We start from the raw sequence: 12,796 nt of genomic DNA, 5'->3' as shown, positions 1-12,796 counted from the left end.
AAGTTACTATGAAAACCTCCCTGATATTTCTGTTTTTTGTAATAGGATTTTGTCCTATAATATTAGCGCAACAAACTCCTGATGATATAAAGGTAGGGTTAGTGTTAAGTGGAGGGGGTGCAAAGGGCCTAGCACATATAGGCGCCCTAAAGGTAATCGAGGAAGCAGGTGTGCGTATTGATTATATAGGAGGAACTAGTATGGGAGCTATTATTGGCGCATTATATGCTTCGGGATATTCTGCCCATCAATTAGATTCCATATTTAAGAGTATTAGTTTTGAAGAATTGATTCAAGATCAGATTCCTAGATCAGCAAAGACTTTCTATGAAAAAGAAGACCAGGAACGTTACGCAATTTCCTTACCTTTTAATAAGTTAAAAGTGTCTTTTCCTTCGGCATTTTCCAAGGGACAAAACGTGTATAATTTATTGGTTCAATTATTACAACCTGTGAACCATATAAATGAATTTGATAAGCTCCCTATTCCTTTTTTTTGTATGGCAACAGATGTTGAAACAGGTGAAAGTGTACGTTTGGAATCCGGATATCTGCCTGAAGCTATATTAGCTAGCGGAGCATTTCCTTCTCTTTTTGAGCCTGTCGAAATTGGAGAGCGTCTATTGATAGATGGAGGTGTAGTAAATAATTATCCCCTGGATGAGCTTAAGGATAAAGGGGTGGATATTATTATAGGGGTAGATGTACAGGACGCACTAGCTGATCGAGAAACATTGACCTCTGCTCCTGGAATACTTTTACAGATCAATAATTATCGCACGGTGAATGATATGCGCGAGAAGTCTAAAAAAACAGATATTTATATTCACCCTGATATTAGTAAATTCAATGTTGTTTCTTTCAAGGAAGGCATGGAGATTATTTCCAATGGTAAGATAGCTGCGTATAATCAATTTGAATCGCTTAAAGAGCTGTCAAGGAAACAGCGATTTTCCAGGCCTCCTGTAAAAATAGAGCCTACGGACTCCCTAAATATAGTGGATATTCAATTCTCTGGTAGTGAACATTACAGTAGGGCTTATTTGAAGGGGAAGCTGAGATTAAAGAATGATGAATTAATTAGCTTTGAACGTTTTCAACAAGGAGTAAATAACCTTCTTGGAACTGGAAATTTCAATGCTATTCGTTATGAAGTACAGTCAAAAGATGAAGGTGAATTAGTGCATTTTAAGTTATCTGAAAATAAAAATAGCACCTATTTAAAGTTAGGAGTTCACTACGATGATCTTTATAAAACTAGTGGTGTTATTAATGTAACCCACAAAAATTTTTTACAAGAAGATGATGTAGTGGGGGTAGACTTTATATTGGGCGATAATATTCGATACAATTTCGAATATTATGTTGACAAGGGCTTTCACTGGAGTTATGGGTTGAAATCAACATTTAACTATTTTAAAAAGGATGTTGATTTTAATTTTGTTCAACAAGTGGTGGGTGAATCAACGGTTCCAATTAATAAAGTAAATGTTTCGGTGGCCGATTTTACAAATCAACTTTATGTGCAAACTCTTTTCAAAGAAGAATTTTCTTTGGGTGCGGGACTTGAATATAAAAACCTTAGAATTAAGACAGAAACAATCTCGGATGTTGAAAGTGAAGCCGCTTATTTTGAAAAGAGTGATTTTGTTAGCACCTATGGGTACCTTTTACTAGACAGCTATGATAACAGATATTTTCCAAAAAAGGGAGTATACTTTAATGGGGATTTTCATTGGTATCTGTATTCTTCGGATTATCATAATAATTTTAAACCTTATTCAATTGCTAAGGCTAAAATTGGTATAGCTACTACAATATTTCCAAAGTTTTCCCTTAATATAGTAAATGAAGGGGGCTTTCGTCTAGGTAATTCAGATCATAATACGCTTGATTTTGTGTTGGGCGGATATGGTAATGACTTTATAAATAATTTTATTTCATTTGTTGGATATGATTTTTTAAGTTTCGGTGGTAATAGTTTTGTAAAGGGTGGTTTTACAATGGATTACGAGTTTATTCCAAAGAATCATATCAATTTTACAGCAAATTATGCGAATGCTGCTAATGATATTTTTCTTAACCGAGAATGGTTTAGTAGACCTGACTATTCTGGATATGCCGTTGGTTACGGGATGGAAACTTTTATGGGGCCAATAGAGGCAAAGTATACATGGTCTCCAGAGGGAGGAACTCATATCTGGTTCGTGAGTGTGGGCTTTTGGTTTTAGAAAAACAGGTTAAGGGTCTTCATTATTATTAATAATGAATAGATCTGATGAGATTTATAATAATTCATCAAAAATTACGATATTTGTGAAGGTATGAACAAATATTGGGAAGGATTACTGAGCTTCTTAAAATTCCTCATCAAGAGAAATCCTGAATGAGAACTTTTTAGCTTGCAGATTGATGGCTCACAACTTTATGAGTCAATTTTTATCATTTACACCTGTAAAATATAACCGTTATGCCATTTTATCATTCGTTAGGAAAAATTCCGCCGAAACGACATACCATTTTTAGAAAATCCAATGGAGATTTGTACTATGAACAACTTTTCGGGACTATTGGATTTGATGGAATGTATTCAAACATCTACCATGAACAACGTCCTACTCAAGTTAAGGAGATTAAAGGGCAATATAGTGTGGCGCCTAAGATAGCGCGTGCCAATAATATACAATCTTACCGATTGAAAGGATTTCAAGTGCCAGCAGTTGCTGATTATTTGGAAAGTAGAAAGGCAGTTTTAACTAATAGTGACTGTACCATAATTTTAGCGGCCCCAAAAAATTTAACCCAAGAGTACTTTTATAAGAACACTGATGCGGATGAATTGTTGTTTATTCATAAGGGATCGGGAATATTGCGTACAATGCTCGGTAATTTGGAATTCACTTATGGAGATTATTTGTTAATCCCACGTGGTATAATTTATAAAATAGATTTTTCTACTGAAGATAATAGGTTGTTTATTGTCGAGTCTAGAAGACCTATTTATACTCCAAAAAGATATCGTAATTGGTTTGGTCAATTATTGGAGCATTCTCCATTTTGTGAACGAGATATTCGCAAACCTTCTGCTTTGGAAACTTATGATGAGAGAGGTGATTTCTTAATTAAGGTTAAAAAGAAAGATGAGATTTTTGACATGGTTTATGCAACACACCCATTTGATGTAGTGGGTTATGATGGATATAATTATCCGTATGCATTTTCCATCCATGATTTTGAACCTATAACGGGCAGAATCCATCAACCACCTCCAGTTCATCAAACTTTTGAAACGGATGCTTTTGTTGTCTGTTCATTTGTGCCTAGGTTGTATGACTATCATCCTAACGCAATACCTGCGCCTTATAATCATAGTAATATCGATAGTGATGAGGTGTTGTATTATGTAGATGGAGATTTTATGAGTCGAAATGATATAGAGCCAGGTCATATTTCATTGCATCCTGCTGGAATACCTCACGGACCCCATCCTGGAGCAACAGAGCGAAGTATTGGTAAAACCCAGACACAGGAACTGGCTGTAATGGTAGACACGTTTAAACCACTTATGCTTACTGATGAGGCCATGAAAATAGCAGATGAAAGTTATTATCAATCGTGGCTTGATTCTTAATTAATGTATCTAAAGAACTAAAAAATGTCAAAAGAAATAAAATCCGTAGACTACGGTCTTGAAAAAATATTTGAAGGAGCGCAAGATTTTTTGCCTCTTTTAGGAACCGATTATGTTGAGCTTTATGTTGGAAATGCAAAGCAAGCTGCCCATTATTATAAAACTGCGTTTGGATTTCAATCCTTAGCTTATAAAGGATTGGAGACTGGTTCTAGAAATGAGGTTAGTTATGTGTTAAAACAAGATAAAATTCGCTTGGTATTAACAACGCCACTGAATAGCAAATCGCCTGTAAATGAGCATATTGTTAAACATGGTGATGGAGTGAAGGTAGTGGCATTATGGGTAGATGATGCTCGAAGTGCTTATGAGGAAACTACCAAGAGAGGAGCTAGGTCATTCATGGAGCCAATTATTGAACAAGACGAACATGGAGAAGTCGTACGTGCTGGTATCTATACTTACGGGGAAACTGTTCATATGTTTGTAGAACGAAAGAATTACAAAGGAGTGTTTTTGCCAGGGTTTCAAGAATGGAAGCCCGATTACAGCCCATCATCAGTAGGATTGAAATATATAGACCACATGGTTGGTAATGTAGGTTGGGGTGAAATGAATCATTGGGTAAAATGGTATGAGGATGTTATGGGATTTGTTAATTTCCTATCTTTTGATGATAAACAGATTCATACAGAGTATTCTGCTTTAATGAGTAAGGTGATGAGTAATGGAAATGGACGTATTAAGTTTCCAATTAATGAGCCTGCTGAAGGAAAAAAACGATCTCAAATAGAAGAATATCTGGATTTTTATGAAGGGTCTGGTGTTCAGCATATTGCTGTTGCAACCGATGATATAATTAAGACTGTGAGTGAATTAAAGTCTCGGGGAGTGGAGTTTTTGCCACCACCACCTCAAGCATATTATGATGACATTCCTAGAAGATTAGGTGTACATCGTGATATGATGAAGGAGGATATTGCCGAACTTCAAAAACTATCTATTCTTGTAGATGCGGATGAGGAGGGTTATCTACTTCAGATTTTTACCAAGCCAGTGGAAGACCGTCCTACACTTTTCTTTGAGATTATTCAGAGAATGGGTGCAAAAGGATTTGGTGCTGGTAACTTTAAAGCTCTTTTTGAGTCTATCGAGAGAGAGCAACAGTTGAGGGGAACGCTATAAATTAGTTAAAGTGTTAACAATTATATAATGATTAACCAGAAAATATCGCACAAAACACAATGTTGTGTTAAACTTTCGGAAAGTGTTTTTTAGGTGTAAAATCGCCGTATATTTGCACTCGCAAAAAGGGGTGGTGCCCTTTAGCAACTTTAAGAAAGTTTTCATAATTTAAAGTTTTGGTTGGTTAATGGAAAAAGCTCGATGTTTCATCGGGCTTTTTTTATTTAAATCTTTTTTGGAACAGTCCTTGATTTCATAGGTACAAATGTGATAATGGCATTATTATTTTATTATTTTTACAATTGGATAGTTATGAAAAAGACCTACCTTACTTTCGTTTTAATTTTAATATCTATTTCTCTATTTGCTCAAAATGGTAATGGAGTGAATTCTTCAGTTTTCAAATCAGGCGAGTGGTTCCAATTTAGAATTCATTATGGGCCCTTTAATGCGAGTTATGCTACAATGCAGCTTAATGAAACAAATTATAAAGGCAAATCAGTATATCATGTCATAGGCAAGGGAACAACCACTGGGTTAGCGAGATTATTTTTTAAGGTGGATGATAATTACGAAAGTTATTTCGACAAAGTGGATGGTAAGCCATATAGGTTTATTCGTCAGATAGATGAAGGGGGGTATACTAAAGATTTGGAAATTCTTTTTAATCACGAAGTAAATTCTGCGATTGCTTATGATAGGAAGCGGAAGAAAGATACTACCCTTACTATACCGGTTGGTGTTCAAGATATGATGTCAGCATTTTATTATTTTCGTAACAATGTTGAGTTTAATAAATTGAAGTACGGTGACGATTTTGTGATTGATATGATTCTTGATGATGATGAAATTTTTAAGTTTAAGATGCGATATTTGGGCAAAGAGGTTTTACGTACTAAATTTGGCAAGGTTGAAACTTTAAAGTTCCGACCGTACGTTCAATCTGGACGTGTATTTAAGGCGAAAGAAAGTCTTACTGTTTGGATTTCAAATGACGAAAATAGGGCTCCGGTTAGGATAAAGGCAAGTTTACGCGTTGGGTCTATAGTCGCTGACTTAGAAGGCTTTAAAGGATTAAAAAATTCGTTTAAAATTATAATGAACTAAATACATGAGTAACATTCCCAAAGAAATTGCCGATCGAATTGATCAACTGGAAGAAAAGTATAGAAATTCAGGACAAGATTTGGGATCTTACTTGGATGGGTTGCTACATCAACGTTTTTTGACTTATTGGGATTATATACATTTGGATACTCTTTTGAGTCTGCAAATTCCTCGTACCCATTTTCCTGATGAGGAAGTGTTTATAATGTATCATCAAATTACAGAATTGTACTTTAAGCTTATTATTCATGAGCAAAAGCAACTTATTGATGATAAGTTACAAACCGCTAGGTTTTTTACGGACAGACTCACTCGTATAAATAGTTATTTCAAGGCACTTATTTCTTCTTTTGAAATCATGATAAAGGGCATGGATCGGTCGCAATTTTTGCAATTTAGAATGTCATTGTTGCCTGCAAGTGGATTTCAATCTGCTCAGTTTAGGATGATTGAGTTGTATGCTACACCCTTGAAGAATTTGGTGCATTATTCTGAGAGAGATTTGATTTCAGGATCTGAGGGCATGGAGGATTTATATGAGAAAATTTATTGGAAAAAGGGAGCTGTTGATAGTAATACTGGTGAAAAGACGCTAACACTTAAACAATTTGAATACAGGTATACACCTAGATTTATGCGTATTGCTCAGGAGGTGAAGAATAATACGATTTATCAAAAATTTCTTGATTTGCCTGTGATTGAGCGCGCTGATGTTTTGCTTTTAGATGCAATGAAGACCTTTGATGTAAATGCAAATGTTTTGTGGCCTTTGATGCATATGGGCTCAGCTTATCGTTATTTAAGAAAGGATAATAAGGATATTGATGCCACTGGAGGAACTAATTGGAAAGATTATTTGCCTCCAAGTTTTCAAAAAATCATCTTTTTTCCGGATATTTGGAGCGCAGAAGAGAAAGATGATTGGGGTAAGCAGTGGGTAGACCATGTTTTTAATCCTGAAAAAGCATAATTTCATGATAAAAAAAATACTTGTAGCGGTAGGTTGTTGTTTGACATTACTAGGGTGTGAAAAACAGCAAAAGCAAGTTCAAATGGTGAAAGAAGAGGTTATTAAGCCTATTATTGAATTTGGCTTTAACCTTAACGATTTTCATGTTTTGAGAGACACTATTAAAACCGGAGATACTTTTGGGAAGATTTTGGCAATGAATAATGTGGACGCTACACAGATTTTCGAAATTTCTGAAAAGGCTAAACCTACATTTGATCCAAGAAGGTTAAAAGTTGGAGATGCTTACACAATTCTATTATCTAAAGACTCTCTTAAAAAACCTAACGCTTTTATTTATCAGCCATCCAAAATTGACTATATTGTTGTAAATATGGCTGATTCTGTCCATGCTTATGCCAAGAAAAAGCCTGTAAAAATTGTAGAACGTGAAGCGTCTGGTATTATTACGAAATCACTTTCTGAAAGTATTTTGGAAGCTGGAATGGACTATATGGTAGCTCATAAATTATCTCAGATATATGATTATACCGTTGACTTTTTTCGTTTACAACAAGGGGATAAGTTTAAAATAATATATGAAGAGCGTTTTATTGATGATACACTTTATGTTGGGATGGGTAAAATTAAGGCTGCTTATTTCGAACATAAAAATCACCCGTTTTATGCTTTTAATTATGTAACGGATTCTATTAAAAATAAATCCTCATTTTATGATGAAAAGGCAAACATGATGCGTCGTATGTTTTTAAAGGCTCCTTTGGATTTTTTTAGAATTTCTTCACGCTTCTCACCTCGACGTTTTCATCCAGTGCAAAAAGTGTGGAAGGCCCACAAGGGGACCGATTATGCCGCTCCTCATGGTACACCAATTAGGGCAACCGCCAATGGTACAATAGTCAAGGCTGGATATACTGCCGGTAATGGTAATTATGTTAAGATTCGTCATAATGGCACCTACGAAACGCAATATCTTCATATGTCTAAAATTTTAGTAAAGGTTGGTCAATATGTGGCGCAAGGAGAGGAGATTGGTAGGGTAGGAAGTACAGGACTTGCTACAGGACCACATGTCTGTTATCGATTTTGGAAAAACGGAGTTCAGGTTGATCCTCTAACCCATGTAATGCCTGCTTCTGAGCCTATGAATGAATCAATGAAAGGCAGTTATCTGGAGTATGTAAAACCGTTAAAATATCGATTGGATAATATTCCTTACAGTGAATACACTAATCAAGAGGAAGAGCAATACATCACTCAACTATAATTTACATGGCATTACCTGCTATTAATCCCACCACTACGAATGCGTGGAAATTGTTGCAACAGCACTTTAACGATGTGCAACATACTGAAATTAAATCTCTTTTTGCTGAAGATCCTCAGCGGGCAACTACGTTTACAATCTTATGGAATGACTTTGTAGTTGATTATTCTAAACATCGAATAAGTTCAGAAACAATGCAATTGTTATTGCAGTTGACTGATCAATGTGGCCTTTCATCGGCAATTCAAGCCTATTTTTCTGGAGAAGTTATAAATCAAACAGAAGGTAGGGCTGTCCTTCACACCGCTTTAAGGGCTGATCCTCGAGATACTATTTTGGTAGATGGAAGAGATATAATGAAGGATATAGCTGAAGTCAAAGAAAAGATGAAAACTTTTTCTGACGCTGTTATTTCGGGTGAATTAAGAGGGTATTCTGGTAAAGCTTTCACTGATATAGTTAATATTGGTATTGGAGGTTCTGATCTCGGTCCGGTAATGGTAACTGAGGCGCTTCAATTTTATAAAAATCATCTTCAATTGCATTATATAAGTAATGTAGATGGTGATCATGTATATGAAACCCTTAAAAGGTTAAATCCTGAGACCACTTTGTTTGTGGTTGTTTCTAAAACTTTCACTACGCAAGAAACTCTTAGTAATGCTATTACAATTAAGAATTGGTTTCTACGATATACAACAGAGGTCGAGGTATCGAAACACTTTGTTGCAGTATCTACAAATTTAGAAAAGATTACTGAGTTTGGGATTTCTGATAACAATGTATTTCCTATGTGGGACTGGGTTGGTGGAAGATTCTCATTATGGAGTGCAGTTGGTTTATCTATTTCTTTGGGTGTTGGTTTTGATAATTTCGAGAAATTACTTGAAGGAGCTCATGCTATGGATGTGCATTTTAAGACGACCCCTCCTAGTGAAAATATACCTGTGATATTAGCTCTATTAAGTGTATGGTATAATAATTTCTATGGTGCAGAAAGCCAGGTGGTTATTCCTTATACCCAATACTTACATCGATTCTCAGCGTATTTGCAGCAAGGAATCATGGAAAGTAATGGAAAGAGTATCGATAGGAATGGTGAAAGAGTGTCTTATGAAACTGGAAACCTAATATGGGGAGAGCCTGGAACCAATTCACAGCATGCTTTTTTTCAGTTAATTCACCAAGGGACAAAATTAATTCCAGCCGATTTTATAGGTTTTGTGAAGCCTTTGCATGGTGATATGTCTCATCATAACAAATTAATGGCAAATTTCTTTGCACAAACCGAAGCTTTGATGAATGGAAAGTCTGCAGAACAGGTTAGGTCTGAACTTGAAGGTAAAATGAGTGATGTAGATTTAGAGAAATTATTACCATTTAAAGTTTTTGAGGGAAATAAACCAACGACTACATTTTTAATTGATAAATTAACTCCTCATAATTTAGGTGCACTTATAGCTATGTATGAGCATAAAATTTTCGTAGAAGGTGTTGTTTGGAATGTATTTAGTTATGATCAATGGGGGGTGGAATTAGGGAAACAACTTGCTACTAATATTTTAAATGATATTGAGGGTAGTTTCATTGGAAAACATGATGCCTCCACAGAGCAATTGTTGAAGGTGTTTAAAGAAAATTCGTAAACATTGTTAATAACTAGCTTATAATTTAATATACTGATTATTAGTCTAATTGGACTTAATTTTTATTTTTGTTATGAGTGCATAATATTTAACATTCTCTTAATATTTGTAAGGGCAAATAGTAAGATTTTTGCAGAGCTTAATTAAAACTAAATAACAAATGAGAGCAATTAAAAATTGGTTTTTTACAGCAGTACTGGCATTGATTGCTACAGCTGCATATTCGCAGGGGACCGTTTCTGGTACAGTGATAGATGGCGATTTGAATCAGCCACTTCCAGGTGCCAACGTTACTTTGAAAGGAACTTCAGTAGGAACTTCTGCTGATTTCGATGGGAAATTCACCTTGAATGTTTCTCAAAATTCAGGTACTTTGGTAATAACCTATATTGGGTTTATCAGAAAAGAAGTAGCTTTTACACTTAGTGGAGGAAAGGCAAATGTTGGAAGAATTACATTGCAGCCTGATGCACAGGAGCTTGAAGGTGTTGTTGTTACAGGTATAATGGATGTGGCAAGAGATAGGCAAACTCCAGTTGCGGTTTCTACTATTAAAGCTACTGAGATTCAGGAAAAATTAGGTTCTCAGGAATTTCCTGAAATTCTAAAATCTACCCCTTCTGTTTATACTACTAAACAAGGAGGAGGATTTGGAGATTCAAGAATCAATATTAGAGGATTTGATCAGAGAAATACTGCTGTTATGATTAATGGTATGCCAATTAACGATATGGAGAATGGATGGGTTTATTGGAGTAACTGGGCTGGTTTATCAGATGTAACATCGGCTATGCAGGTTCAAAGAGGTTTAGGGTCATCTAAGTTAGCAATTTCATCTGTAGGTGGTACTATTAACGTTATAACTAAATCTGCGGACAAAAAGGAAGGTGGGTCTGTTTCAACAAGCGTAGGTAACGACAACTATCTTAAAATGATGACTTCATATAATACTGGATTAATGGATAATGGTCTTTCAGTTTCTGCATTAATGTCTAGAACTGCTGGTGATGGCTATGTTGATGGTACAGCTTTTGAAGGGTATAATTATTTCTTGGCAATTGGATATAATCCTAATGATAAGCATAGCCTTCAATTGATGACGACTGGAGCGCCACAATGGCACCATCAAAGAAGTTTTGCACCATCTTTGAATGACTATATTAATTTTAATGACGGAGTTAATCCAGATAGAAAGTATAACGCTGATTGGGGGTATTTGGATGGAAAAGAATTTTCCATGGTTAGAAATTTTTATCACAAGCCTGTAGCATCTCTAAACTGGGATTGGAATATTAGCGATAAATCAATTTTATCTACAGTTATTTATGCCTCTTGGGGACGTGGTGGTGGAACTGGAGAAATAGGTACAATTCAAGGAAGAAGATCATATGATTCTAGACTTAAGACCGAGAATGGTTTAGTTGATTTGGAATTGATACGTGCCTACAATACAGGTCAAACTGTCGTAGATGCTAATGGAGCTGTACTAACCAGAACCATGACAAATGGAATGTATGTAAATACTGGGAATGGAGATAGAACAGCTGCAAATGGTATTACTAGGAGGGCTTCAATGAACTCTCATAACTGGTATGGTTTAGTGGCTAACATGAGTAACAAATTGTCTGAATCCTTAAAGTTTGATTTTGGAGTTGATTTGAGAACATATGAAGGATTGCATTACAGAAGGGTTAATGATCGATTGGGTGCTGATGTATATATGGATAATGATAATATTAATCAGCCAAATAGAATGTTGTATGAAACATATACTGCAAGTCCATATTGGTGGGTGTTTGGAAATCCAGATGATGAAGAAAAAATAGATTATCATAATGATGGTCAAGTAAGATGGAGTGGAATTTTTGGACAACTTGAATATTCTAAGGATAATTTATCTGCTTTTGTTCAATTTTCTGGGTCTAATCAAGGATTTAAGCGTTTAGAGTATTTTATTAGACCTACAGCTGAAAGGGAGTCTGATTGGGAAAATATTTTAGGGGGAAACATTAAAGGTGGAGCAAATTATAATATAGATGATAATCATAATGTGTTCTTCAATGCTGGATTTTATTCAAAGCAGCCTATATTTGACGGGGTATTTATAAACTTCGATAATATTGTTAATCCAAACTTAGTTAATGAGAAAATACTTGGATTGGAAGCTGGATATGGCTTCCGTTCGAATTATTTTAATGCTAACGTAAACTTATATAGAACTTCTTGGAAAGATCGTTTTGAAAGTCGTTCAGTGACTCAAACTGATGGTCAAGGAAATGAACTTTTTAGAGGTGTTGCAAATTATTCTGGAATCGAGCAGGTTCATATGGGAGTTGAGATTGATGCTGTTGCAAGACCATCCGAATTCTTTACTCTTGAAGGTATGTTGTCAATTGGAAACTGGGAATATAAAGGAAATGTACTAGGAGATGTATTTGATGAGGATCAACAATTTGTTGGTCAATCAGAATTAATTCTTGAGGGAGTTAAAGTAGGTGATGCAGCTCAATTTACCACAAGATTGGCTGCCATAGTTGAGCCGGTTGAAAGATTAAAGTTTGATGCTAGTTGGTATTATGCAAATAACCTTTATGCAAGTTATAATGTATTTGATTTTAGAGATTTAAATAGTGATGGTAAACCTGATAATGATGGGTTCCTTTTAAAATTACCTTCATACTCATTGTTTGATGCTGGAATGTCATATAAGATGTTAGTTGGTAAAGACAAGGAAAAATCAGTTAATTTTAGAATTAATGTTAATAATATAGCTGATGAAACTTATATATCAGAAGCAAGATCTAATAGAGCGCCTGATGCTGATTCTTCTAGAAATTGGAATGGTATAAATAGGGCTAATCAGGTATATTTTGGATGGGGTAGAACTTGGAACTTTAGTTTAAGATATAATTTCTAATGGATATTTTAATCCTATGAATTTATTTAAAACCCTGCCGTATGGCAGGGTTTTTTTATGGAGGAAATTATGT

The 12,796-nt window shown here is 35.2% G+C and carries 8 protein-coding genes; all 8 read left to right on the top strand.

The features are described 5' to 3' along the window. The first annotated feature begins 8 nt into the window (after positions 1-8). Positions 9-2,231 carry a patatin-like phospholipase family protein gene (locus PT603_RS10515; RefSeq protein WP_008236694.1) on the top strand — a complete coding sequence of 741 codons (2,223 nt, stop codon included), beginning with the start codon at positions 9-11 and terminating at the stop codon, positions 2,229-2,231. Positions 2,232-2,470: 239 nt separating this feature from the next. Continuing rightward, positions 2,471-3,631, top strand: a complete 1,161-nt coding sequence (locus PT603_RS10510) for a homogentisate 1,2-dioxygenase (RefSeq protein ID WP_008236695.1) — start codon at positions 2,471-2,473, stop codon at positions 3,629-3,631. A 24-nt stretch (positions 3,632-3,655) separates the two neighbouring features. Continuing rightward, a complete protein-coding gene (hppD, locus tag PT603_RS10505; protein WP_008236696.1) occupies positions 3,656-4,816 on the top strand; it encodes a 4-hydroxyphenylpyruvate dioxygenase in 1,161 nt (386 codons plus the stop codon). Between the two features lie 312 nt (positions 4,817-5,128). Beyond that, positions 5,129-5,923, top strand: a complete 795-nt coding sequence (locus tag PT603_RS10500) for a DUF3108 domain-containing protein (protein ID WP_040488549.1) — start codon at positions 5,129-5,131, stop codon at positions 5,921-5,923. Positions 5,924-5,927: 4 nt separating this feature from the next. Continuing rightward, positions 5,928-6,893: a tryptophan 2,3-dioxygenase family protein gene (locus PT603_RS10495; RefSeq protein ID WP_008236700.1), complete on the top strand. Its 966-nt coding sequence runs from the start codon at positions 5,928-5,930 to the stop codon at positions 6,891-6,893. Between the two features lie 4 nt (positions 6,894-6,897). Next, positions 6,898-8,160: a M23 family metallopeptidase gene (locus tag PT603_RS10490; RefSeq protein ID WP_040488505.1), complete on the top strand. Its 1,263-nt coding sequence runs from the start codon at positions 6,898-6,900 to the stop codon at positions 8,158-8,160. Between the two features lie 5 nt (positions 8,161-8,165). Continuing rightward, entirely contained in the window at positions 8,166-9,806 is a 1,641-nt protein-coding gene (pgi, locus tag PT603_RS10485; protein ID WP_008236702.1) for a glucose-6-phosphate isomerase, read from the top strand. 160 nt (positions 9,807-9,966) lie between these two features. Further along, positions 9,967-12,723: a TonB-dependent receptor gene (locus PT603_RS10480; RefSeq protein ID WP_008236703.1), complete on the top strand. Its 2,757-nt coding sequence runs from the start codon at positions 9,967-9,969 to the stop codon at positions 12,721-12,723. Positions 12,724-12,796: the final 73 nt, after the last annotated feature.

Origin of the sequence: Imtechella halotolerans, assembly GCF_028743515.2 — a bacterium.
In the GTDB taxonomy this organism is placed as follows: Bacteria; Bacteroidota; Bacteroidia; order Flavobacteriales; family Flavobacteriaceae; genus Imtechella; species Imtechella halotolerans.
The sequence above is the reverse complement of the archived record's forward strand: the minus strand, read 5'-3'. Positions and strand labels throughout refer to the sequence as shown.